This window comes from Paracoccus sp. N5, assembly GCF_000371965.1.
Classification (GTDB): domain Bacteria; phylum Pseudomonadota; class Alphaproteobacteria; order Rhodobacterales; family Rhodobacteraceae; genus Paracoccus.
Genome location: NZ_AQUO01000003.1, coordinates 196075 through 220700 on the forward strand (window position 1 = coordinate 196075; position 24626 = coordinate 220700).

At 67.6% G+C, this 24626-nt stretch carries 21 protein-coding genes and 1 pseudogene; 13 read left to right on the forward strand and 9 right to left on the reverse strand.

Features of this window, described 5'->3' with window-relative positions:
• Positions 1–196: 196 nt before the first annotated feature.
• The 8 genes and pseudogenes from PARN5_RS22725 to tssI all read right to left on the reverse strand — a co-directional run bounded on the left by PARN5_RS22725 (position 197) and on the right by tssI (position 9860).
• Positions 197–1166 (reverse strand): annotated as a pseudogene (locus tag PARN5_RS22725) (IS5 family transposase).
• Between the two features lie 286 nt (positions 1167–1452).
• The gene (locus PARN5_RS0120295; protein WP_018001606.1) at positions 1453–1983 is read right to left on the reverse strand and encodes a hypothetical protein; all 531 of its coding nucleotides are present in this window, start codon (positions 1981–1983) and stop codon (positions 1453–1455) included.
• Positions 1984–2030: 47 nt separating this feature from the next.
• On the reverse strand, positions 2031–2309 hold the full coding sequence (locus PARN5_RS24420; protein WP_157404112.1) for a hypothetical protein: 279 nt from the start codon (positions 2307–2309) through the stop codon (positions 2031–2033).
• Positions 2306–2473 carry a hypothetical protein gene (locus PARN5_RS24425; protein WP_157404113.1) on the reverse strand — a complete coding sequence of 56 codons (168 nt, stop codon included), beginning with the start codon at positions 2471–2473 and terminating at the stop codon, positions 2306–2308. The genes PARN5_RS24420 and PARN5_RS24425 overlap by 4 nt, the downstream gene beginning before the upstream one ends.
• Before the next feature lie 35 nt (positions 2474–2508).
• Positions 2509–2913, reverse strand: a complete 405-nt coding sequence (locus PARN5_RS22730) for an SMI1/KNR4 family protein (protein WP_018001607.1) — start codon at positions 2911–2913, stop codon at positions 2509–2511.
• Entirely contained in the window at positions 2914–7476 is a 4563-nt protein-coding gene (locus PARN5_RS0120305) for an RHS repeat-associated core domain-containing protein (protein WP_018001608.1), read from the reverse strand. It abuts the gene before it with no gap.
• A 3-nt stretch (positions 7477–7479) separates the two neighbouring features.
• Positions 7480–7905, reverse strand: a complete 426-nt coding sequence (locus PARN5_RS0120310) for a DUF1795 domain-containing protein (RefSeq protein ID WP_018001609.1) — start codon at positions 7903–7905, stop codon at positions 7480–7482.
• Positions 7905–9860 carry a type VI secretion system tip protein TssI/VgrG gene (gene tssI, locus PARN5_RS0120315; protein ID WP_157404114.1) on the reverse strand — a complete coding sequence of 652 codons (1956 nt, stop codon included), beginning with the start codon at positions 9858–9860 and terminating at the stop codon, positions 7905–7907. The genes PARN5_RS0120310 and tssI overlap by 1 nt, the downstream gene beginning before the upstream one ends.
• Before the next feature lie 311 nt (positions 9861–10171).
• On the opposite strand from tssI, the gene PARN5_RS0120320 reads away from it, so the two are divergent.
• The 9 genes from PARN5_RS0120320 (at position 10172) to PARN5_RS0120370 (ending at position 19960) form a co-directional block, all read left to right on the forward strand.
• Positions 10172–12049: a TRAP transporter large permease subunit gene (locus PARN5_RS0120320; RefSeq protein WP_018001611.1), complete on the forward strand. Its 1878-nt coding sequence runs from the start codon at positions 10172–10174 to the stop codon at positions 12047–12049.
• Positions 12050–12075: 26 nt separating this feature from the next.
• Positions 12076–13092: a TRAP transporter substrate-binding protein gene (locus PARN5_RS0120325; RefSeq protein ID WP_018001612.1), complete on the forward strand. Its 1017-nt coding sequence runs from the start codon at positions 12076–12078 to the stop codon at positions 13090–13092.
• A complete protein-coding gene (locus PARN5_RS0120330; protein WP_018001613.1) occupies positions 13092–13883 on the forward strand; it encodes a helix-turn-helix domain-containing protein in 792 nt (263 codons plus the stop codon). Before PARN5_RS0120325 ends, PARN5_RS0120330 begins: the two co-directional genes overlap by 1 nt.
• Entirely contained in the window at positions 13880–15049 is a 1170-nt protein-coding gene (locus PARN5_RS0120335) for an acetyl-CoA acetyltransferase (protein ID WP_018001614.1), read from the forward strand. Before PARN5_RS0120330 ends, PARN5_RS0120335 begins: the two co-directional genes overlap by 4 nt.
• Positions 15046–16629 carry an acyl-CoA synthetase gene (locus PARN5_RS0120340; RefSeq protein WP_018001615.1) on the forward strand — a complete coding sequence of 528 codons (1584 nt, stop codon included), beginning with the start codon at positions 15046–15048 and terminating at the stop codon, positions 16627–16629. Before PARN5_RS0120335 ends, PARN5_RS0120340 begins: the two co-directional genes overlap by 4 nt.
• Positions 16626–17441, forward strand: a complete 816-nt coding sequence (locus PARN5_RS0120345; RefSeq protein WP_036745170.1) for a DUF296 domain-containing protein — start codon at positions 16626–16628, stop codon at positions 17439–17441. Before PARN5_RS0120340 ends, PARN5_RS0120345 begins: the two co-directional genes overlap by 4 nt.
• On the forward strand, positions 17438–18199 hold the full coding sequence (locus PARN5_RS0120350; RefSeq protein WP_018001617.1) for an SDR family oxidoreductase: 762 nt from the start codon (positions 17438–17440) through the stop codon (positions 18197–18199). Before PARN5_RS0120345 ends, PARN5_RS0120350 begins: the two co-directional genes overlap by 4 nt.
• Positions 18200–18455: 256 nt before the next feature.
• Positions 18456–18908, forward strand: coding sequence for a MarR family transcriptional regulator (locus PARN5_RS0120360; protein WP_018001619.1), 453 nt, complete (start codon positions 18456–18458; stop codon positions 18906–18908).
• Positions 18905–19960 carry an FUSC family protein gene (locus tag PARN5_RS0120370; RefSeq protein WP_018001620.1) on the forward strand — a complete coding sequence of 352 codons (1056 nt, stop codon included), beginning with the start codon at positions 18905–18907 and terminating at the stop codon, positions 19958–19960. Before PARN5_RS0120360 ends, PARN5_RS0120370 begins: the two co-directional genes overlap by 4 nt.
• Positions 19961–19982: 22 nt before the next feature.
• Here PARN5_RS0120370 and PARN5_RS0120375 read toward each other — a convergent pair whose 3' ends face one another.
• On the reverse strand, positions 19983–20888 hold the full coding sequence (locus tag PARN5_RS0120375) for a LysR family transcriptional regulator (RefSeq protein ID WP_018001621.1): 906 nt from the start codon (positions 20886–20888) through the stop codon (positions 19983–19985).
• Positions 20889–21065: 177 nt separating this feature from the next.
• Here PARN5_RS0120375 and PARN5_RS0120380 point away from each other — a divergent pair, with 177 nt between their 5' ends.
• The 4 genes from PARN5_RS0120380 to PARN5_RS0120395 are packed head-to-tail and all read left to right on the forward strand — an operon-like array spanning position 21066 to position 24625.
• Positions 21066–22265: an ABC transporter substrate-binding protein gene (locus PARN5_RS0120380; RefSeq protein ID WP_018001622.1), complete on the forward strand. Its 1200-nt coding sequence runs from the start codon at positions 21066–21068 to the stop codon at positions 22263–22265.
• Positions 22265–23038: an ABC transporter ATP-binding protein gene (locus PARN5_RS0120385; protein ID WP_036745171.1), complete on the forward strand. Its 774-nt coding sequence runs from the start codon at positions 22265–22267 to the stop codon at positions 23036–23038. Before PARN5_RS0120380 ends, PARN5_RS0120385 begins: the two co-directional genes overlap by 1 nt.
• The gene (locus PARN5_RS0120390; protein WP_018001624.1) at positions 23035–23736 is read left to right on the forward strand and encodes an ABC transporter ATP-binding protein; all 702 of its coding nucleotides are present in this window, start codon (positions 23035–23037) and stop codon (positions 23734–23736) included. The genes PARN5_RS0120385 and PARN5_RS0120390 overlap by 4 nt, the downstream gene beginning before the upstream one ends.
• Before the next feature lies 1 nt (position 23737).
• Complete coding sequence (locus PARN5_RS0120395; protein ID WP_018001625.1) at positions 23738–24625, forward strand: branched-chain amino acid ABC transporter permease; 888 nt, start codon at positions 23738–23740, stop codon at positions 24623–24625.
• The last annotated feature ends 1 nt before the right edge of the window (position 24626 follow it).

Sequence of the window (24626 nt, forward strand, 5' to 3'; positions counted from 1 at the left end):
TTTTCCCAAGACGGGGCGTAAACCCGCCGCGGCAGGGCAAACGTCCGGCGTGCGGCGTTCGAATCCGCCCGGCGCTTCCCGGCTGGGCAAAGATGATCCAACGGCTATCGCCCCGCCGCGCAGATGATTTTCGGCGCGCGTGGGGCTGTGTTGCACCAATCAGCTGATGGCCGAGGTTCCCCTTTCCCGGACCGACCTATCCCACGGCCTCTGTGACGGCTATGCCGAGCGCAGTGTAGCCGTTGAGCACGGCGATGCGGATCTGGATCTCCGCGACCTGGCGCTCGAAGTCCCGTGCCCTGAGGCGCTGCCCCAGCAATTTCCCACAATGCATCTTCGTTTCGACGCGGCTCCGGCGGTGGTATCCGCTCCATCGTCGCCAAAGGGCCCGGCCGAGATACTTCGAAGCCCGCAGGGCCTCGTTGCGGGCCACAGCTCCGGGGGTGATTGCCTTCCATGGCCTTGCGTTCCTGCGGGGCGGGATGACGGCATGGGCACCGCGATCGGCGATCGCATCATGGCATTTTCGGGTATCACAGGCGCCGTCGGCGGTGACGCTGCCGATCTCCTGGTCCGCCGGGATTTGGTCCAGAAGGTCGGGCAAGACAGGCGCATCACCGATGTGGCTCCCGGTGATCTCGACGGCCCTGACTTCCAATGGTTGTTCGTCGATCCCGAGGTGGATCTTGCGCCAGACGCGCCGTTTTGGACCGCCATGTTTGCGGGCGTGCCATTCGCCTTCGCCCTCCGCCTTGATCCCTGTGCTGTCGATCAGCAGATGGAGGGGGCCCTTGGAGCCACGGTAAAGGATGTTCACCGCCAAGGTCTTCTGACGGCGGGATCATGTGCTGAAGTCAGGCACGGTCCAGTCAAGACCGATCAGGCGCAGCAGGCTCGACGAAGCCGCCTCGCCATGGTTGCTCGAACCAGTGGCGCAACATGGCTCGATCTGCCTGAGTGCCATCCCGAACGGCACCTTCATCGTCAGACATGTCTGGATAGCGGCATCGCCACAGGTCTGCTGTCGGCCACGCCCGCCGGTCGGCGCGGCATCCCAACTCATCCCGGGGGTCGAACCAGATCGTCAGGGAGCCACGGCACTTGAGCGCTTCATTGTAGGATGGCCAGGTCCTGGTCTTGTAGATCGTGGGTCTCGGTCTGCTCATGCAGCCCAGCTACCACGCTGGATTCACCAGATGAATCCCTCACAGGTTTTGTGCAACAGAGCCACGTCTAACCAAGAACGATGAAGGCATCTCTTTTTATATAGAACTGCAGAGCATGGGAAGATCGGTAAGATCTGCATCGCTCTTTTGATCCAGAAGGTTGATACAGATGCTTTGAAAGGTTTGCACATCGATCAGATAGTCATATCCTAAGGCTATGGCGGCATCGGGCAGGTCCGCTTCTTCATCATTAATATCGTCCCTCCGTCAATCGCATTCGGGATTGTCATACCGCGTCAGCACCAAGGGTTGCGGGATCAAATACCGCCAAGCACATCTCATGCGTGACACCGCATGGATAGAAGCCCGCTTTGTATACGGAAAATATTCCCTCAAGCAGCGGGACCCCGTCACGGACATATCTGCCGACAGCAATCCCCTTGAGCATCTCCAGGGTATCATAGGCAACCGTCAGCCAGAACTCTTCCTTCGCGGTGATTGTCTTGCGAATCCTTTTCTTGCGCAACTCGCGTTCGAAATCCGCCATGGCATTCCATCGCTCATCGGCAGCGGCGTCGACAAGGTTCCGGCCTTCCCGGGCTTCGGGGGTCGACCAGAATTCCGCAAGCGTCTGTTCGACGGCATCATGCCAGATCCGATAGCCAAGCGGCGGATCCTGATCGTTTTCCAAAGTCATGGCCTCGGCAAGATCGCGAATGATCGCCGAGCCGGCGGGCAGCAACTCCGGCTTGGCGCCGGAAAAACGGTATTCGCTGCCGAAAAATCGAACCGGCTCAAGCACAAAATCGGTGTTCATGGCGAAAGCATCCGGTTGGAGCCCGCTTGAATCGAAAGCGATAACGGCTAGTCGATGCGCGGTATCGCGGATCGAGCTTGTCGGATCAGATTCTGCACGACGACTGGCCCTGCGGCCAGAACCGGCGAGAAACGTGCGTAGTCATCCGAAGTAGCGTTTCTTACGCTGTCATCGCCATCATAAAGCGTCCCGCCGATAAGATGGAAGCAAAGCTCCCGGTCCCGCTCGTGCAATGGCGAATGCCCGATCACGGTCCAGATTTTCTTGCTCGTGACATTCTTGATGCTTGGATAAAGAACCCTGACATCAGCATTGCCCATTTTCACGGACAGATATCCCCTTCAACAGGCCGGATTTGCTCTGCATCCTCGAACCAGCCAGGATATATCACGATTCCCATCGCGTCTTTATTCCATTGCGAGATCCAGATGATCTTTGCGGCAACAAAAAAATCATCGACCGGAATTCGCAGAATATCGCCCGTTTTCACTTCTATCCTCTTGACACCCACGCGATAATGCGCTGCTAGCGCCGTTCTCTGAGCGTTTTTCCGGCGAAATCCACCAGCAATTCTTCCAGAGACTTGGCGCTTACCTCAATATCACTTTCATCCATGACTCCCATATCGACCTCGAAGATGGTCTCGGCGCCTTGCTTCATCAGGATTGCTACGCCGCCGCTGTCATCACCGATCATCACATAGTCTGGAAGATATTCCGCAACCTCATAGTCTCGGTTGCGCTGAGCGATATCCTCCGCCTCAAGAAGCGTAAGCCCGCCCATAGCCGAAAGGCCGTTTGATATCGCCAAAAGCTCCACGTAAGCTGGCGGAATTGCTTTTCCCAGATCCTCTTGCGCCGCAGCGATGTCAGCGGGATCGGCCGGGGGATGCAGCTCATACACTTGGCGAAGCAGCGTGACATCTATCATCTAGAATGCTCCAAGACTGTCGAAATACAAGTAAGCGCGGTTGATAACACGACGGATTCTGGCTTCGGGAACTCCAGCCGCCCGCATCTGCCGCACCGCTTCGTTGAACTCGGTGCGGATATCGGTTCCAAAACCATACTGCCTGCGATACGCCCGCTGCGCCGCCGAAATCTGGGCATGTGACATGCCAGACGATGACGGCAGAAGGATGGCGGGCGCCTGGTTCGAATCATAACCCGGTACGTTCCGTCTTGCCCAGGCATCCTGGATCGGATGGTGTGACTGGACGCGGTTGTCGATCCGGTTGTTGCCGTGGCCCGGCGCACGGTTCTGCTGCGGGCTTAGCAAACCATGCGGGTCAGCATCATGCGTAACATAGCCGCCTGGCCTGTTGGGGCACCCCGCCAACCCCAGCGGATCGACCCATCCATTCGGATCGGCGACATAGCCCTGCGGCCTCAGCCCGCCCTCCAGGCCGATCGGATCGGGCGAGAGATATTGCGTCGCATCCGGGTCGTAATAGCGGAAGCGGTTGTAGTGCAGCCCGCTTTCGGGATCCTGGAACTGGCCCTGGAAGCGGATCGGGCAATCGGGCGCGGCATCGTCATTGGCGGCGCGGCGGCGCAGCTCGGCCAACTCGCCCCACAGCGACAGCTCGGCCCGCCAGACCACGGTGGCGCCGTCTTCGGAAAACATCTCGCGCGGGGTGCCGATGTGGTCGGTGACGATGTAATGCAGCGCGCCGTCCTGCAGCTGCGCCAGCGGGCGGAAGCTGCCCGGCTCATAGACCCAGTGCCGGGCGCGGTCCCAGGCGGCGGTGCCCTCGGCCAGCGGCGCCTCGGCGATCAGGCGGTCGCCTTCCCATTGATAGGCCGCACCCTCCTGGCCCGAGAGCCGCGCCACCCGCCGGCCCAGCCCGTCGTAGCGATAGCGCCAGTGCCGGCCGTCCGGCGTCTCCAGCCCGACCATCTGGCCCAGCCCGTCCCAGGACATGCGCCAGACGCGGGGGCGGAAGCCCGGCTCCTCGATGCGCTTCTCGATCACCCGGCCGCAGGCGTCGTGGCGATAGGCGACCCGGCCCCGGCGGCGGACACGGCCGGCGGCACTCTCGACGGGTTGGGCGATGCCGGCCTCGATCACGGCCGCGAGGTTGCGGGCCGGGTCGTATTCGAACTGCTGCAAGGGCTCCGCATCGCGGATCTGCGCCACCACCTGGCCGCGCGCGTCATAGCGATTCTCGGTCAGGCCGGCGCTGCGGTCGTGGATCTGCGTCGCGCGGTCCAGCCGGTCCCACAGATAGCTCCGATGCAGCCGCGCGCCCATGCGCGTCGCGTCGCCGAAGCCGCTGGCGGCGCCCAGGCCTGCGCGCGCCGCCTCGGGCAGGCGGGCGAAGGGGCCGGCGATCTGCTCGGCCAGCATGCCGGTGATCGTATGGCCCTGCGCCAGCGCAAAGCCGGCGCCGGAATGGCGCAGCTGCTCCAGCCCGCGCGGGTCGTGGCGGAAGTCCAGCGGCTGGTGCCCGCCCACCGACAGCGAGACCGGCAGCCCGGCCCGGCTATAGGCCGCCGCCAGGTGCAGCACGTCGCCCGAGCGCGCCACCCGCTGCCCGGCCAGGTCATAGTCGGAAACGATCTCGCGCCCGTTCAGCCGTTCGCTGACCACGCGGCCAAGCGCGTCATAGGCATATTCCACCGTGGCCGCGTCATTCTCGGCCCGGATCAGCAAGCCGCGCGGGTCATAGGCAAAGCGCGTCTCGGCGCTGCCGCCAGCATCCTCGACCCGCAGCGCCAGCAGCCGGCCCGCGGGCGACCAGGCGTAATGCCGCGCGGACCCGTCGGGCGCGGTCGCCGTCACCACCCGGCCCGCCGCATCCAGGTCATAGCGGATGATCCGGCCGGAATAGTCGCGCTCCGCCACCACGCGGCCGGCGGCGTCATAGCGATATTCATAGCGCTCGCCCAGCTCGTTGACGACGGCGGTCAGCCGCATCTCGCGGTCATGCTCCAGCTGCAGCCGGTGTCCCTTGGGGTCCACGGTCTCCAGCGGCAGGTCGAAGGCACCGAAGCGATAGCGGCGGGTGTTGCCATCCGGGTCGGTGATGGCGGCAAGCTGGCCCTCGACGTCCCATTCCAGCCGCGTCACGGCGCCGTCCGGGCGCGCGACGGCGCGGATATGGCCGCGCGGATTGTCCGGGCCGCGGCTGACGTCATAGCGGGTCGCGGCGCCGATCTGGTCGGTCAGCCAGATCAGCCGGCCCTCGGTGTCGGTCAGGCTGCGGATCTCGTGGCCATCCGGGTCGCGCCAGCGGTTCAGCCGCATGAGCGGGTCGTAGAAGAACCGCTCCTGCACGTCACCGGGGCGGTCGACGCGCAGCACCTCGCCCTTGGGCCCAAGGCCCAGCGAGGCCACCCGGCCAAGCGCATCGGTCACGCCGACCAGATTGCCGCGCGCGTCGTGGCGGAAGCTGGTGCGGTTGCCCGCCGGGTCGGTCGCGGCCAGCAGCAGCCCATCCGGGCCGTATTCCCATTGCGTGACCGCGCCCTCGGGGTCGGTGGCGCGGATCAGGTTGCCCTGCGCGTCATAGGCGAAGCTGCTGCGCCCGCCCAGCGGATCGACCCGGGCGGTGACGTGGAAGGCCTGGTCCCATTCGGTCAGCCAGACCTGGCCGGTCGGGTCGGTCTCGCGCCAGACCACGCCATCCTCGGTCCAGTCCCAGACGGTGATGGCGCCCTCGTCGCTGCGGGTGACGGTGCGGCGGCGGCCAAGGTCATAGTCCAGCGTGCCGCCGGCATGGCCGCTGTCGGACCACAGCCGCCGGATGCGGTCGCCCTCGCCATATTCGTAATGGACATGCGTGTCCTTGGCGTCGTGCCAGCCGGTCAGCCGGCCGAATGCGTCATAGTCATAGCGCAGTATGCCGGTCTGCGCCGATTGCACCTGCACCAGCTGGCCGGCGCGGTTGTAGTCCCAGGCAAAGGTGCAATCCTGCGCGTCCGGCGCATCCAGCACGGCATGGCGGATCAGCCCGCCCTGGCTGTGGACGGCCAACGCGAAACCGTCCGAATGCTCGACCCGCTGCAACCCCTCGGGGCCATAGAGCAAGGCAATGCGGTTGCCGTTGCGGTCCTCGATCCGCGACAGGCGGCGGGTGGCGGCGCCCTCGTCGGCAAAGACCCAGAACAGCTGGCTGCGGCGGTCATGGACAAAAAGCTCGGCCGAGCGGCGGCCCAGCAGCTCCAGATGCGGAAAGCGCAGGTTGTGGCTGAGAACCTCGTCGCCGGGCGTGTGGAAAACGATCTGCGTGCCTTCGTCGTTCTGGAAGGTCACCGTCTCGGCATCCAGGCGCAGGTGCTGCGCCCAGGTGCCGGCCCAGCCCGCCCCCTGGATGCCGGTCGAATCGACCGCATGGGTGCGGGTCAGCACCAGCGGGATGGTGCCGGGGATCGCGAGGTCGGTGCGCGTCTCCATGAAGCGGCCGGTCGCCACGTCCACCGGGCAGCCGAAGCCGCTGCGGCAGCTGTTCGGCGCCTCGCCGTGATGGGCAAAGGACGGATCGCCGCCCTTGGGCTTGCGCCCGCCGATGGGCAGCAGGTCGGCGGCGATCACCGCGATATTGGCCAGCCGGCTTTGCCAGCCCACGTCGATGGCCAGCGCGATGGCGCTGGTGTCGATGTCGATGGCGATGGTCGGCACGCCGTCGTTGATGGTGCCGTCGCAGGTGGTCTTGTGGCCGATGCGGGCGATGGGCCAGTTGTTGGCAAAGACCGTCTCGGCGCCCTCGGCGACCTTGGACACGGCATGGTCCGAACAATCGACCACATCGGTGACCCGCGCCACCGGCTTGTTCTGGAAATAGACGTCGGGCGAGCCGGTCTTGATGACGCCCTTGTTGGTGCCGTATTGCCCGGCGACCGAGGCAAAGCCGAAGCCGATGCCGCCGACAAGCCCCGCCGCGCTGGCCGCCGCCACCGCCAGCATGATCGGCCCCAGCGCCGCGCCGGCCGTCGCCACCACCAGGACGCCCACCGCGACCGCCGCCACCGCGCCCAGCACCATGGCGCCCAGGGACCAGCCGCTGACATGGGCGATGGGATGGCCGACCGTCGCCGGCATCTCGCCGTCCTCGGCGATGCGCTGGAAGCCCATGGCCTCCATGGCCCAGCCGCCAAGCGCCTCGCCGGCCTTGAAGCCGACATAGCCCGCAGCCATGCCCGCCACCACCGCCGCCGCCGCCGGCGCGGCGGCCGTCGCCGCGGCAGTCAGCACGGCCGTGCCGGTCAGTCCTGCACCCACCGCGGTGCCCGCGCCATAGGCCGCCGCCATGGCCACCGGCGCCACGGTCAGCGTGTTCTGCACCGCGTCCGAATTATAGCTGGCGATGGCGGAATCGACGCCCTGCTCGAAACCGTTCGGCCCGGTCTGGGCATTGGCGGCGTCGATGCGGCTCTGGTGATAGTCGCTGTGCTGCGGCGCGCCGCCCGGCCCGGTATCGCCGCCATGGCCGGTCGCCCGTCGGCTCGCCACGCGGGACGCCCCTGCGGTCATGCCGTCGAGCATCGACATGGCCTAGCCCTCCGCCCGCTCCAGCCGCAGGGTCGAGACGATGCGCCGCATCTCGGCCTGCTGCGCCGCGCTCATCTCGCCCCCGACCGAGGCGGTCAGCACCAGCACCTTGCCGCCGGCCGCGCCGACCGTGGTGATGAGCTGGTGGATGGCGCCCTGCTTGGCGGTCCAGCGGCATTCGATCTCGATCGCCGGGGCGCCGTTCACCGACAGCTCGCGCCGGGCGTCGATGCGGAAATCCTTCAGCGCCTGCGCGGCCTGCCTGGCCTGATCCTCGACATATTCGGCGAATGCCATGCCCCAGGGCATGTCGTCGCGGGTGATGGTCAGCGACACGCCCGGCCCCGCCGGGCTCGACGACACCACGTTGATCGTCCGGTCCTGCCAGTCGCGCGGCAGGTCGATGCTGCCCTCGTTGATGCGATACATCAGCTCGCCGAGTCCTTGTTGAGATGAATCATGCCGCCGATCTGGTCCAGCACGCCCTCGGCCAGCGTCACCCGGGTCGAGCCGAATTGCAGCACGATGCCCTCGGTCGTCATGGTGATGGTGCCGGCGCCGACCTTCAGCACCAGGCTTTCGGTGGCCTCGGCGCTGATGGTCTTGGCGGTCTGCTGCATCTTCAGGTCGGAATGCAGCGAGACCAGCTTCTTGGCCTGGGCGGTGATGTCGTCATCGGCGGAATAGGCGATGACGCCGGGGCCCGCCTTGCCCGCCAGCGCCGTCGCGGTGATCTTGGTCGCCTGGCTGGCGCGGGTCAGCGCCACGGTCTCGGTCAGGTTGCCGCTGGCGACGGATTTGGTCTCGTCCCCGGTCTGCACGGTGATGCTGCGGTTGCCGTTTTCGACCAGCGTCGATTCGTTGTCCTTGACGACGCGCTCCAGATCCTTCTGCGCATGCATGAAGATCTTCTCGGCACCGTTCGCGTCCTCGAAGCTGAGTTCGTTGAAGCCCGAGCCCTGGTGCGTCTTGGTCTTGAAGCCGCTTTTCGTCTTGCTGGCAGGCAGGCCGTAGATATTGCCGTTCTGGCCGTTCACCACGCAGCCGGTGACGATGGGCTTGTCGGGGTCGCCGTCGATATAGTCGACCACCACCTCCATGCCGATGCGCGGGATGACCACGCCGCCCAGCCCGTTGCCGGCCCAGTTCTGCGCCACCCGGCAGCGCATCGAGATCGCGCCCTGCAAGTCCCAATGAAAGCGGACCAGGATGCGGCCGAATTCGTCGCAGTCGATCTCGCCCTCGCCCACCACCACGGCGGTCTGCGGGCCCTGCATCACCGGCACCGGCGTGCGGCGCGGCGGCGCCATCGGCGCGGTGTCGGGCATCAGCACATAGGCACCGGAAAAGGCATAGCCGTCGCTGCCCGCCGCGCCCGAGCCATAGGCCTCGCTGACGAAATGGTGGCTGGCGGACAGGCACAGGAAGCGCTCGCCGGTGCCCGGCACCTCGTCGCCGCCCAGCGTCACGGTCTTGCCGGCGCCCAGCGACAGGCAGTCGCCCATGGCCCGCACCCGCCGGTCGCCGCCGCGATGCTGCCGGGTGCGGCGCTGCGCGATCAGCCGGCCGGCACCCTGGTCGGCGAAATCGCCCGGATATTCATAGCTTTCCAGCTGGCCGAGCGCATGGGCGGCGTCGCCCATCTGGTCGACCTCCATCGCCGCCGTCGGGGTCTTGAAGTTATAGTCGATCAGCCGCGTCGCGCCGGTGGTCAGGTTGCGCTCGGCCGACCAGTCCCAGAAATGCTCGCCCTCGGCCTGGTGGTGGCCGTCGTAGCTTTTATAGGGCCTGGTGCCGATGCTGTCATGCGCCAGCACGTCGTCGGTCATCACCATGGTATGGCTGCCCGGCGCGTGGCGGAAATGGAAGCTGATGCCGTGCCGCTCAAGCTGGCGGCGGGCGAAATCCATGTCGGATTCGCGGTATTGCACGGTGTATTCCAGCACCGGGTAATCCTCGGACAGCTGGAACTCATAGGCCGGATCGCCCAGGCCCGCGTATTCGGCGAAAAGCTCGGTCAGGATCTGGACTACGGTCTTGTTGTGGAAGATGCGCTGGTTCTGCCGCCGGCTCGCCAGCCACAGCCAGGGCCGCAGCACCAGGTCATAGCGGTGGCCGTTCTCGCCCACCCCCGACCAGCGCGCCTGCGTGACCATGCCGTCGAAGGCCCGGGGCCCGTCGCGCGATTCGATCTCGACCGTGGCATGGGTGCCGATCAGCGCGTCGAAATCGACCTTGCCGTGGCTGGCCAGCGCCTCGACGCGATATTCGAACAGCTCGTTCACATGGTCCGACCCGTCCAGCCGCAGCAGCACCAGCGCGTCGGCGCCAAGCGCGGTGGTCAGCCGGCCCAGCCGGCCCGCCTGCTTGAAAGAAATATTCACAAATGCCTCCTGACCAAAGTGAACACGGAAGGCTCGGATCGAATGCTGCGGCATGTTAGCCGGATTTGCCCGCGGGTCAAACCGTGAGCGTCCCGGGCGGTAATTCTGCCTAGGCCGGAGCAATTCCATATCGTGGAATTCTATTGCCCTGCGACTGGCGGCATGGGGCGATTTTTCCGGCAGGAGATGAATTTCCCCTTGCGTTCCTGCGCCGGCTTCCGCGACAAACGGGCAGAAGCGGCTGTTTCGCGCTCCACATCGTGGAACGCAAACCGGGAAGGGGAGAGCCCGACTGCCGACGGAGGAACGATATGCAACTGACCGACACCCAGCCCGAGGGTGAGCTGGCCCTGGGCGGCATCGAGGCCATGGCCGAGCCGAAACGCGCCGAGCCCTGGATGCGGCCCATCGAGATCGCCGCCGCCGGGCTGCTCGGGGTGATGATCGTCACCGTGCTCGCCAATGTGTTCTTCCGCTATGTCCTGCACAAGCCGCTGATCTGGGGCGACGAGGTTGCCTCGCTCAGCTTCATCTGGATGGCGATGCTGGGCGCGGCGCTGGCCGTCGACCGCCACGAGCACATGCGGCTGACCGTTTTCCTGCCGCTGCTGCCCGAGCGCACCGCCCGCCTGGCCGAGATCGCCGGGCAGGTGCTGGTCTGCGTGCTGCTGCTGCGGTTGCTGCCGGTCGCGGTGGAATACGCCTATGAGGAAAGCTTCGTCACCTCGCCCGCCTTGCAGATCCCGATGTCATGGCGCGCCTCGGCGATTCCGGCCGGGATCGGGCTGATGGCGGTGCTGATGGTGATTTCGGTCCTGCGCTCGCGCGCGTGGCGGGCGATTGCCGGCACGCTGATCGTGACCGGCGCGCTGGTCGCGCTGTGCTGGTGGCTGAAGCCCTCGCTGCTGTCCATCGGCAACTGGAACCTGCCGATCTGGCTGGGGCTGCTGGTGGCGGTGCTCTTGTGCATCGGCGTGCCCATCGCCTTCTGTTTCGCGCTGGGGACGCTGGCCTATCTGACCTTCGCCAGCCACGCGCCCGTCTTCGTCATGCTGGGCCGCATCGACGAGGGCATGTCGGCGCTGATCCTGCTGTCGGTGCCGGTCTTCGTGCTGCTGGGCTGCATCCTCGACGCCACCGGCATGGGCAAGGCCATCGTGAACTTCCTCGCCTCGCTCCTGGGCCACGTCAAGGCGGGGATGAGCTATGTGCTGCTGGGCTCGATGTTCCTGGTCTCGGGGATTTCCGGCTCCAAGGTCTCGGACATGGCGACGGTCGCCCCGGCGCTGTTCCCGGAAATGCGCCGGCGCGGCCATTCGCCCTCGGAAATGACGGCGCTGCTGGCGACCGGCGCGGCCATGGCCGACACCGTGCCGCCCTCGATCGTGCTGATCGTGCTGGGCTCGGTCGCGGGCGTGTCCATCGCCGGGCTGTTCACCTCGGGCTTCGCCATCGCCATGGTGCTGCTCGTCATGCTGGCGATCCTGGCGCGCTGGAAGGCCCGGACCGAGGACATGGCGGGCGTCAGCCGCGCCGGCCTGGGCGTGATCGGCAAGACCGCGATCATCGCGCTGCCGGCGCTGGTCTTGCCCTTCATGATCCGCAGCCTGGTTGCCGGCGGCGTCGCCACCGCGACCGAGGTCTCGACCATCGCCGTGGTCTATGCCTTCGTCATCGGCGTCGTGCTGTATGGCGGCATTCCGCTGCGCAAGATGGGCACCATGCTGGTCGAGACCGCCGCCATGTCGGGCGCGATCCTGCTGATCCTGGGCGCGGCCAGCGCCATGGCCTGGGCGCTAACGCAATCGGGCTTTGCCCGCGACCTGATGACCATCGTCACCGGCCTGCCCGGCGGCTGGATCGTGTTCATGCTGGCCAGCATCGTGATCTTCCTGGTGCTGGGCTGCTTCCTGGAAGGGCTGCCGGCCATCGTGCTGCTGGCGCCGATCATGTTCCCGATCTCGCGCGGGCTTGGCATCCACGACATCCATTATGCCATGGTCATCGTCACGGCGATGAACATCGGGCTGATGGCGCCGCCCATCGGCATCGGCTTCTACATCGCCTGCAAGATCGCCAATGTCCCGGCCGACCAGGTCATGCGCAAGATCTGGCCCTATCTCGCCGCGCTGCTGGTGGGGCTTCTGGCCATCGCCGCCGTGCCGTGGTTCTCGACCGCACTGCTTTGACAAGACAACTGGGAGGAGGAAACCCGATGATCACCAACCGCCGCACCATCCTGCTGGGCGCCGCCGCGGGCGCCTTGGCCGCGCCTTTCATCCGGCCCGGCCGGGCCATGGCCGCCGAGTTCAGCTACAAGATCGCGAACAACCAGCCGCTGGAGCATCCCAGCAACGTCCGGCTGGGCGAGGCGGTGAAGGCGATCCTGGAAGAAACCTCGGGCGCGGTGGACATCCAGATCTTTCCCTCGAACCAGCTCGGCGCCGATACCGACGTGCTGGGCCAGCTGCGCTCGGGCGGGGTCGAATTCTTCCAGCTGTCGCCGATCATCCTGTCGACGCTGGTGCCGAACGCCTCGATCAACGGCGTGGGCTTCGCCTTCCCGGATTACGACACGGTCTGGAAGGCGATGGACGGCGACCTGGGCGCCTATGAGCGCGGCCAGATCGAGGGTGCGGGCCTGGTGGTGATGGAAAAGATCTGGGACAACGGCTTCCGCCAGACCACCAGCTCGACCAAGCCCATCGTGACGCCGGCCGATCTGGAAGGCTTCAAGATCCGCGTGCCGGTCAGCCCGCTCTGGACCTCGCTCTATTCGGCCTTCGGCGCGGCGCCGGCCTCGATCAACTTCGCCGAGGTCTATACCGCATTGCAGACCGGCATCGTCGACGGCCAGGAAAACCCGCTGGCGATCATGAAGGTCGCCAAGCTCTGGGAGGTGCAGAAGTATCTGTCGATGACCAACCATATGTGGGACGGCTTCTGGCTTCTGGGCAACCGCCGCGCCTGGGCCGCCCTGGGCGAGGCGCATCAGGCCGTGGTCGCCAAGCATTTCAACGACGGCGCCATGAAACAGCGCGCCGACGTGATGGCGCTGAACGCCAGCCTGCGCGGCGACCTGGAAAGCAACGGCTTCACCTTCAACGACGTGGACCCGAAACCCTTCGAGGAAAAGCTGCGCGAGGCCGGCTTCTATGCCGAGTGGAAGAAGACCTATGGCGACGAGGCCTGGGCGATCCTGGAAGCCGCCGTCGGGCGGCAGCTGGCCTGATGCGCGACGCGGCCGCGCCCGATACCGGCGGCACGCGGGCGGTGGCGCGCGCGCTGTCGCTCTTGTCGCTGGTCGGGCGCGGCGCCGCGCAGGGGCTGGGGCTGGCCGAGCTGGCCGCGGCCACGCATCTGCCGCCGCCCACCGCGCGGCGGCTGCTCCTGGCGCTGGCCTCGGCGCGGATGGTCGAGCAGGACCGGGCGACGCGCCGCTATCACCTGGGCCCCGAGGCCTATCTGCTGGCGCGCTTTGCCGAGGAGCGCCACGGCATCCTGCACCACGCGCGCGACTCGATGCTGCGGCTGGCGCGCGACACCGGCGACACGGTGCTGCTGACCGTGCCGCAGGGCGACCATACCCTGTGCCTGGAGCGGATCGAGGGCGATTTCCCGGTCCGCACCCATGCGCTGATGAAGGGCGACCGCAAGCCGGCGGGCGTCGGCGCCGGCGCCATGGCGATCCTGGCCGCCCTGCCCGCGCCCGAGGCCGAGGCCCTGCTGGCGCAGGTCGGGCCGCTGGTCGGCGATCTGGCCCCGGCCCTGGCCGAGGATCTGGCGGCGGCGCGCGCGGCGGGCCATGCGCTGAACCCGGGCCGGATCGTCGCCGGATCCTGGGGCCTGGGCGTCGCGATCCTGTGGCCGGACGGCCGCCCCGCCGGGGCGCTGTCCGTCGCCGCCATCGAGAACCGCATGGGCTTCATCCGCCAGGCCGAACTTGTCGCCGCCTTGCAGCGCGAGGCGCATCTGATCGGGCAGCGGCTGGCCGCCCTTGAACCGCAAAGGAACCTCTCATGACCGATCCGCTGATCGTCGGCTGGGCGCATACGAAATTCGGCAAGTCCGAGGCGCCCGATACCCTGGCCCTGATGGCCGAGGTCGCCCGCCCCGCGCTGGACCATGCCGGCATCGCGCCCGAGGCCGTGGACGGCATCTTTACCGGCGTCTTCAACAACGGCTTCTCGCATCAGGATTTCCAGGGCGCGCTGGTCGCCATGGGCACGCCGGAACTGGCGGGCGTGCCCTTCCTGCGCACGGAAAACGCCTGCGCCACCGGCTCGGCCGCGATCTATGCGGCGGCGGATTTCATCGCCTCGGGGCGCGGCAAGGTCGCGCTGGTGATCGGGGCCGAGAAGATGACCGCGACGCCCAATGACCGCATCGGCGACATCCTGCTGTCGGCCAGTTTCGTCCCCGAAGAGGGCGAGATTCCCGGCGGCTTCGCCGGCGTCTTCGGCCGCATTACCGAGCATTATTTCCAGCGCCACGGCGACCGTTCCGAGGAACTGGCGATGATCGCCGCCAAGAACCACGAAAACGGCATGCGCAACCCCTATGCGCATATGCAGAAAGCCTTTGACGTGGCTTTCTGCAACACGCCGTCGGACAAGAACCCGCTGGTCGCGGGGCCCTTGCGGCGCACCGATTGCTCGCTGGTCTCGGACGGGGCGGCGGCCCTGGTGCTGGCAGCGCCCGATGTGGCCGAGGGGCTGGCGCGTGGCATCCGCTTCCGCGCGCGGGCGCAGGCCGGCGACTATCTGGCGCTGTCGCGGCGCGACCCCATCGCCTTCGACGGGCCGCGCCGGGCGTGGCGCGCGGCGCTGGACCAGGCCGGCCTTGCCGTCACCGACCTGTCGCTGGTCGAGACGCATGACTGCTTCACCACCGCCGAGATGATCGAATACGAGGCGATGGGCCTGGCCGAGCCCGGCCAGGGCTGGCGGGTGATCCGCGAGGGCACGACCCGTTTCGACGGCGCGCTGCCGGTGAACCCCTCGGGCGGGCTGAAGTCGCGCGGCCATCCGATCGGCGCCACCGGCGTCTCGCAGCATGTCATGGCGGCGATGCAGCTGACGGGCGATGCCGGGGCGATGCAGGTTGCCGATGCGCGGCTGGCCGGTGTCTTCAACATGGGCGGCGCGGCGGTCGCCTCGTATTGCTCGATCCTCGAGAGGCAGAAATGACGGATCCCGCGGGCGGTCTGGCCCCGGTCTCGACCCGGGTGATGAACCTGGCCACGCTGCTGACGCAGGCGGCGCGGCGCGACCCGGAGGGCGTGGCGCTGGTCATGGGCGAGGCGCGCTGGAGCTGGGCCGAATTCGAGGCGCGCACCGACGCGCTGGCCCATGCCTTGCAAAGCCGCTTCGGCCTGCAAAAGGGCGACCGGGTCATGTGCCAGTCGCAGAACTGCATGCAGATGATGCAGGCCATGTTCGCGGTCTGGCGCGCCGGCGGCGTCTGGGTGCCGGCGAACTTTCGCCAGACGCCCGAGGAGGTCGCCTGGCTGACCCAGGCCGCGGGCGCGAGGCTGATGTTCTGCAACGCCGCCTTCCCCGAGCACGCGGCGGCCTGCGGCGTGGAGACGCTTGTGTTCGGCGCGGCGGATTTCGGGTCTTCGGTCGATGTGATCACAGCTGACGCGATGGGCCGCCGGCCGCAGGTCGCCGCGGTGGATCGCGACGATCCCTGCTGGTTCTTCTTCACCTCGGGCACCACCGGCCGGCCCAAGGCCAGTGTCCTGACCCATGGCCAGATGGCCTTTGTGATCACGAACCACCTGGCCGACCTGATGCCGGGGCTGACCGGCGACGACGCCTCGCTGGTCGTGGCGCCCTTGTCGCATGGCGCGGGGGTGCATCAGCTGGTGCAGGTCGCGCGCGGCGTGAAAACCGTGCTGCTGCCCAGCGAGCGGTTCGACGTGGCCCAGGTCTGGGATCTGGTGCGCGCATGGCGCGTCTCGACCATGTTCACGGTGCCGACGATCCTGAAGCTGCTGGTCGAGCATCCCGCGACCGCCGCGGCCGATACCGCATCCCTGCGCTATGTCATCTATGCCGGGGCGCCGATGTATCGCGTCGATCAGCAGAAGGCCTTGAAAACGCTGGGCAAGGTTCTGGTGCAATATTTCGGCCTGGGCGAGGTCACCGGCAATATCACCGTCCTGCCCGCGCATCTGCACGAGGCCGAGGACGGCCCGACCACCCGCATCGGCACCTGCGGCCATCCCCGCACCGGCATCGAGATCCAGATCCAGGACGATCACGGCCGCGAGCTGCCCCCGGGCCAGACCGGCGAGATCTGCGTCATCGGCCCCGCCGTCTTTGCCGGCTACTACCAGAACCCCGAGGCGAACCGGAAAGCCTTTCGCGACGGCTGGTTCCGCACCGGCGACCTGGGCCATGTGGACGAGGCCGGCTTCCTTTATATCACCGGGCGCGAAAGCGATATGTTCATCTCGGGCGGCTCGAACGTCTACCCGCGCGAGATCGAGGAAAAGCTGCTGACCCATCCCGCCATCGCCGAGGCCGCGGTGGTCGGCATGCCCGACCCGCTGTGGGGCGAGGTCGGCTGGGCGGTCTGCGTCGCCACGGCCCCCGTAACCGAGGCCGAGATCACCGCTTTCCTGGAACCGAAGATCTCGCGCTACAAGCTGCCGAAGCGCGTGCTGTTCTGGGACAGCCTGCCGAAATCGGCCTATGGCAAGATCACCAAGACGCTGATCCGCGACGAGATCGCCGCGCGCGGCCTGGTGGAGCCGGCATGAGGATGGTCCATCCCGGTCCGCGCGCGGCCGAACGCGCGACGGCGCGGCGCGCGCGGCTGCGCCCGGTGCGGGGCGTGCTACCGAAGGGCGCGACCGTCATGCAGGCGGTGGGCGATCTTTTCGCGGCGCATGGCTGCAAGGGCGGCGTGCTGGACCTGGCGGGCGTCACCTGTGCGCCGATGCGCTATGTGCTGCCGGCGCCGTCCTCGGACGGCATCCACGCGGCCTGGTATTCCCAGACCCACGCGCCCGAGGGCCCGGTGCGGATCGACAGCGCCACCGCGACCGTGGGCTGGAAGGACGGCGCGCCCTTCCTGCATTGCCATGGCATCTGGAGGGCCGCGATGGGGCATCTGCTGCCCTTCGATTCGGTGATCGCCGCGGATGCCGAGGTCGCGGGCCTGGGCGCGGCCGAGACCTGGTTCGAGGCCCTGCCCGACCCCGAGACCGCCTTCACCCTCTTCACCCCCGCGGGCGGCGAGGACGGCCAAGGCCTCCTGGCCCGCATCCTGCCCGGCGAGGATGTGGTGACGGCCGTCGAGGCGCTGGCCGCCCGCCATGGCATCGCAAACGCCCGGCTGCAGGGCCTCGGCAGCATCGACCACATCCGCTTTGCCGAGGGCCATCGCATGGATTGCCACGCCACCGAATTGCGGCTGGCGGGTGCTGCGCTGACCCGGGGCCGGGCGCATATCCCCATCGAGGTCGTGGACATCCACGGAAATATCGCGCGCGGCAGCCTGACCCGGGGCGGAAACCCGGTCGGCGTCACGCTGGAACTGATCATCGAGCCAACAGAGGACAAGACATGAAAACCGCCATCGTCACCGGGGGTTGCCGCGGCATCGGGCTTGCCGCCACCGAGATCTTCCTGGAGCAGGGCTGGCAGGTCGCCGTGGTGGACCGCGACACCGAGGAACTGCACCGCGCCTGCGACCATATCGACAACGTGATGACGGTCGAGGCGGATATTTCCGACCCGCAGGCGGTGGACGGCATGATCCGGCAGGTGGTGGCGCGTTTCGGCCGCGTCGATGCGCTGGTCAACAACGCCGGCGTGGCGCTGTTCTCGCAGGTCGGGCAGACCAGTTTCGAGCAATGGCGCGAGGTGATGGCGACGAACCTCGACGGCGTGTTCCTGTGCACCCAGGCCGCGACCGAGGAACTGGCCAAGACCCGCGGCGCCATCGTCAACATCGCCTCGATTTCCGGGCTGCGCGCCTCGACGCTGCGGGTGGCCTATGGCACGTCCAAGGCGGCGGTGATCCACCTGACCAAGCAATTCGCCGCCGAACTGGGCGAAAAGGGCATCCGGGTGAACTGCGTCGCCCCCGGCCCGGTCAGGACCAAGCTGGCCATGGCGGTGCATGCGCCCGAGATCATCAGCGCCTATTACGACGCCATCCCGCTGAACCGCTATGGCGAGGCGCGCGAGATCGCCGAGGCCATCGTCTTCCTGTGCTCGGACAAGGCCAGCTTCGTTTCGGGGCAGGTGCTGGCGGTGGACGGCGGCTTCGACGCCACCGGCGTCGGCCTGCCGGCGCTGCGCCGCGCGGCCGAAACCGCCTGAGGACGGGGACGGGGGCGCGCCCGGCCCGCTGCTTCAGCCCAGGATCTTGCACCTCGCCGGCGCGCCGGCGGTGGTGTCGGCCGCGGCCCAGGTGAGGGGCGGCGCCAGGCCGATGATGTCGCCCCGCGGCATGGGACAGTGCAAGGCGTTCGGATCGGGGAGCAATTCGGGGATTTGCAAGAATGACCAGGAATGCCAGCGCAGGCACCCAAGTAATTTGCATTGCAAATCAAATTAACTGCGCTATATCCACCGCATGACCCCGATTCCCGATCTCCGCGCCCGCTTCGGCATGCGCTTTTCCCTGCTTGCACGGCGTTGGCGCCGTGCCATCGACAGCCGCCTGGCCGCCGCCGGCCTGACCGACGCGACCTGGGTGCCGCTGGTGCACCTGCACGAGACCGGCGGCGGCATCACCCAGAAAGAGCTGGCGCAGCGCGTCGGCGTCGACGGCTCCAGCCTGGTGCGCGTGCTGGACATCCTGTGTCGGCAGAACCTGGTCGAGCGCCGCGCCGACGCGAGCGACGGACGGGCCCGCCTGATCCACCTGACCAAGACCGGCCAGGCGCGCGTGGCCGAGATCCTGCGCGAACTCGCCGCGGCGGAAGCGCCGCTGCTGGCCGGGCTCGGTGACGCGGAACTGGCGGCGATGCTCGACGCCTTCGACCGGATCGAGCGGCAGATGCAGGACGGCGAGGCCGCGCGATGACCCGACGCATCGACGCCGCACGCCAGCTGCTGGGCCGGCGGAACCTGCTGGGCAGCATGGCGCTGAACCGCCAGCCCTTCCTGCGCAATTCGCTGCTGGCCGGCGCCCAGGCCGGGTTGGCGGTCGCCATCGCCCTGCCGCTGGCGCTGCTCTCGCCCTGGCCCGAGCTGACCGGCTTTGCCGCGCTGGGGGCGCTGGTCGCGCTCTTTGGCCGCTTCGCGCCGCGGCGCGGGCCGGTGGTGCTGGCCTGCGGGCTGTGCCAGGTCGCCGCCGTGACGGCCATGTCGCTGGCGGTCTGGGCCGGCGCCCCGGCCGCGATGCAGCTCGCCTTGCTGGCCCTGTCCTGCGGCGCGTTGTTCTTCGTCACGGCCAGCGCCGGCTTCGGCGCGCCGGGGGCGCTGATCTTCGTCTTTGCCGCCGGTGCCGCGATGGGGCATCAGGCCGGGCTGGCCGGGATCACCGGCCGCGCCGCCGCCACCGGCGCCGCCGCGCTGCTCGCTTGGGCGATCTGCGCCCTGACCGAGCACATGCGCCCGCCCGAGCCCTTCCCGGCCGAGCCGCGCCGCCCCCTGCCCGAGCGGCTGGCCGCAGCGCTGCGCATCACCATCGGCTGCGGCGCCGCCGCCTTCACCTGCCACGCGCTGGGGGCCGCGCATCCGGCCTGGGCGGCCATGGGGGCGCTGGCGGTGATGCAGGGCGCGCATCTGCATATCAACATGCAGCGCGCCGTGCAGCGCATGACCGGCACCGCCATCGGCGCGGCCCTCGCCTGGGCGATCCTGAACCAGGCCCCCGGCCCCTGGCAGATGATCGCGGCGCTGGTGCTGCTGCAATTCCTGACCGAAACTGTGATCGGCGCCAATTACGCGCTGGGACAGGCATTGGTCACGCCCATGGCGCTGCTGATGAGCCACCTGGCCGCGCCGCAGGCCGATGCCGCCGCCATGGCGCCCGAGCGGGTGCTGGACACGCTGCTGGGCGTCAGCCTCGGCATGCTGGCGGCGCTGGTGTTCTCGACGCTCGACGACCGCCGGCGCCTTGCGCAGGGCTGACCCGACGGGGCTTCTTTGCTCCTCAAATACCCATGGGACGTTCCAGCTCTCGACCGCGATCGTGCAGCGCGCCGGCCAGGAAATCGATCACCGCCTCGACCCAGCGCATCATCCGCATGTCGCGGTGGCAGGTCAGCCAATAGCTGCGGGTCAGCCGCACCGCCTCCGGCAGCACGATGCGCAGCTCGGGGTATTTCGCCGCCATGTAATAGGGCAGCACGCCCACCCCCAGCCCGGCGCGCACCGCCGCGAGCTGGTTGAAGATGCTCGACCCCCGGATCGTCGCGCGCAGCGAGGGATGCACCTCGCGCAGATAGTCGAGGCCCGGGGCGAAGATCATCTCCTCGATATAGCCGACGACGCGGTGCCGGCCCAGGTCGGCGGGCGCCGTCACGGCCGGGCGGCTGCGCAGGTAATCCGCCGTCGCGTAAAGATGCAGCGTGTAATCCGCCAGCCGCTGCGAGCGATAGGGCCCGCTGGTCACCGGATCGAGGGTGATCCAGATGTCGGCCTCGCGCCGCGACAGCGACAGCACCTGCGGCATGGTGATCATCTCGGGCATGACCTGGGGAAAGCGGGCGATGAACGCCGGCAGCAGGTGGGTCGAGAACAGGCTGGCAAAGCCCTCGGGCATGGCCAGCCGCAAGGGCCGCAGCTGGCCGGGGCCGACGCCGCGATCCAGGGGCAGCTGCAGCGCCGCCTCCTCCATCCGCTCGGCGGTCTCGATCAGGCGCAGGCTGGCCGGCGTCGGCTCATAGCCGCGCGGGTTGCGCTCGAACAGCCTTGTGTCCAGCGCCTGCTCCAGCCGGTCGATGCGGCGCGAGACCGTGACATGCGAGGTGCCCAGCACCCGCGCCGCGCGCGACAGCTGCCGCTCGCGCACCACGGCCAGAAAGAATTGCAGGTCGTCCCAGCTGAGCGTCGCCATCTGTTCAGGAATGCACAGGATATGTAAGAAATAAAACCTGTCTGAACGCTTGTGTCAAAGCGGATTTCCCGGCATCGTTCCAGCACAGCGGGGCGGGCACAGCAGGGGCGCCGCCCCCGAAAAAGGCCGCAACGGCAGGCAGCCGCCGTTGCCAAGGACCACCCAGGGAGGAAAAAAATGCGCAAGATTCTGCTGACGACCGCCGCCGCCGGCCTGGCCGCGACACCGGCGCTGGCCGAGGTTTCCGACGGCAAGGTCAAGATCGGCATCCTGAACGACCAGTCCGGGGTCTATGCCGATTTCGGCGGCAAGAACTCGGTCGAGGCGGCGAAGATGGCGGTCGAGGATTTCGGCGGCAAGGTTCTGGACGCGCCGATCGAGATCGTCAGCGCCGACCACCAGAACAAGCCCGACATCGCCTCGAACATCGCCCGGCAATGGTATGACACCGAGCAGGTGGACAGCATCATGGAGCTGACCACCTCCTCGGTGGGCCTGGCCGTGCAGGCGCTGTCGCAGGAAAAGAAGAAGGTCACCATCAACACCGGCGCCGCCACGACCGAGCTGACTGGCAAGGCCTGCACGCCCTACGGCTTCCACTGGGCCTATGACACGCATATGCTGGCCGTCGGCACCGGCGGCGCGCTGGTCAAGGAGGGCGGCGACAGCTGGTTCTTCCTGACCGCCGACTATGCCTTCGGCTATTCGCTGGAAGAGCAGACCTCGAACGTGGTCAAGGAGCATGGCGGCAACGTGGTCGGCGCCGTGCGCCATCCGCTGGCGACGACCGATTTCTCGTCCTTCCTGCTGCAGGCGCAGTCCTCGGGCGCCAAGGTGATCGGCCTGGCCAATGCCGGCCTCGACACGCAGAACGCCATCAAGCAGGCGGCCGAATTCGGCATCACCGCCGGCGGGCAGAAGCTGGCGGCGCTGCTCTTCTCGATCGCCGAAGTGCATGGCCTCGGCGCCGAGGCGGCGCAGGGCCTGACCCTGACCGAAAGCTTCTACTGGAACCGCGACGCGCCATCGGCCGAGTTCGGCAAGCGCTTCAAGGAACGCACCGGCGTCATGCCGAACATGGTCCATGCCGGCACCTATTCGGCGGTGACGCAATACCTGAAGGCGATCCAGGAGGCCGGCACCGACGAGACCGAGGCCGTCGCCAAGAAGCTGCACGAGATGCCGGTCGACGACGTCTTTGCCCAGGGCGGCAAGGTCGGCGCCAACGGCCGGCTGATCAAGGACGCCTATCTGATGGAGGTCAAGGCCCCGGACGACATCAAGGAGGACTGGGACTATTACAACGTCCTGGCCACCATCCCCGGCGACCAGGCCTTCCTCGACCCGGCCAAGAGCGGCTGCCCGCTGGTCCAGTGATGGCGTCTCCTGCAACGCAGGCCGAACCGCGGGTGGTGCTTTCCGCCCGCGGCTTGGGCCGGGATTTCGCGGGTTTCACGGCGGTGAACAACGTGGATCTGGACGTGGAGCATGCGCGCATCCACGCGCTGATCGGGCCGAACGGCGCCGGCAAGACCACGGTCTTCAACCTCCTGACCAAGTTCCTGCAACCGACGCGGGGCCAGATCACGCTGCTGGGCCAGGACATCACGCGCACGCCGCCCGACAAGGTGGCGCGCATGGGGCTGGTGCGCAGCTTCCAGATCTCGGCCGTCTTCCCGCACCTGACCGTGCGCGAGAACGTCAAGGTCGCCCTGCAGCGCCCGGCGGGGCTGGCGGTGCAGTTCTGGCTGCCCTTGTCGTCGCTCGACCGGCTGGACGCGCGGGCCGATCAGCTGATCGAGCAGCTGGGCCTGGCGCGCTGGCGCGACCACCGCGCCGCCGACCTGTCCTATGGCAGGAAGCGCGTGCTGGAGATCGCCACCACCCTGGCCTTGGACCCCGAGGTGCTGCTTCTGGACGAGCCCATGGCCGGCATGGGCCAGGAGGACGTGGCCATGGTGGCCGAGATCATCCGCGAACTCGCCCGCTCGCGCGCCGTGCTGATGGTGGAACACAACCTCAACGTGGTGGCCGACATCTGCGACCATGTCACCGTGCTGCAACGCGGCGAGATCATCGCGCGGGGCGATTACGCCACCGTCTCGGCCGATCCCCGCGTGCGCACCGCCTATATGGGGTCCGAGGCATGAGCGCGCTCCTGCAAGTCGAGAACCTGCAGGCCTGGTATGGCGAAAGCCACGTCCTGCACGGCGTCACCATGCATGTGAACCAGGGCGAGATGATCTGCATCCTGGGCCGCAACGGCATGGGCAAGACCACCACCCTGCGCACGATCATGGGCATCCTGAGAAAGCGCAGCGGCCGGATCGAATTCGCCGGCCAGGACATGATGGGCGTGGCCCTGCACAGGACCGCCCGCGCCGGGCTGGGCTTCATCCCCGAGGAGCGCGGCATCTTCGCCAGCCTCTCGGTCGAGGAGAACCTGATGCTGCCGCCGAAGGTCGCCCCGGGCGGCATGTCGGTCGAGGAAATCTATGCGCTGTTCCCGAACCTGCAGGAACGGCGCCTGAGCCCCGGCACCAAGCTCTCGGGCGGCGAGCAGCAGATGCTGGCGCTGGCGCGCATCCTGCGCACCGGGGCGCGCTGCCTTCTGCTCGACGAGCCGACCGAGGGCCTGGCCCCGGTCATCATCCAGGCCATCGGCGAGGTGCTGGTCAAGCTCAAGGCGCGCGGCATGACCGTGGTGCTGGTCGAGCAGAACTTCCGCTTCGCCGCCAAGGTCGCCGACCGCTTCTACCTGATGGACCACGGCCGCATGACGGCGGAATTCCCCGTGGGTGATCTGCCACAGCAGATGGACCTCTTGCATCGCGAACTGGGGGTGTGACATGACCATGATCTTCGGCGTGCCGCTCCAGGCCCTGATGGGGCAGCTGCTGGTCGGGCTGATCAACGGCAGCTTCTATGCGCTCTTGTCGCTGGGCCTTGCCATCATCTTCGGCCTCTTGCGCGTCATCAACTTCGCCCATGGCGCGCAATACATGCTGGGCGCCTTCGCGGCGCTGCTGCTCTTGACCTGGGGCGGCATCAACTACTGGCTGGCGCTGATCCTGGCGCCGCTGATCGTCGGGCTGCTCGCGGCGCTGGTCGAAAGGACCATGCTGTCGCGGCTCTACAAGCTCGACCATCTCTATGGCCTCTTGTTCACCTTCGGCCTGGCGCTGGCGATCGAGGGCACCTTCCGCTATTTCTTCGGCGCCTCGGGCAAGCCCTATGCCGCGCCGGCGCAGCTGACCGGGGCGGTGAACCTGGGCTTCATGTTCCTGCCGATCTATCGCGGCTGGGTGGTCATCGCCTCGCTCGCGGTTTGCGTGGGCGTCTGGCTGTTGATCGAGAAGACCAAGCTCGGCGCCTATCTGCGCGCCGCGACCGAGAACCCGGTGCTGGTGCAGGCCTTCGGCGTCAACGTGCCCTTGCTCTTGACCCTGACCTATGCGCTTGGCGCCGGTCTGGCCGGTTTCGCCGGGGTGCTGGCGGCGCCGGTCTATCAGGTCTCGCCCCTGATGGGCTCGAACCTGATCATCATCGTCTTCGCCGTGGTGGTGGTCGGCGGCATGGGCTCGATCCTGGGCGCCATCGTCACCGGCTATCTGCTGGGCGTGGTCGAGGGGCTGACCAAGGTCTTCTACCCCGAGGCCTCGAACATCGTGATCTTCGTCATCATGGCGATCGTGCTGATCCTGCGGCCCGCGGGCCTTTTCGGAAAGGAGGCCTGAC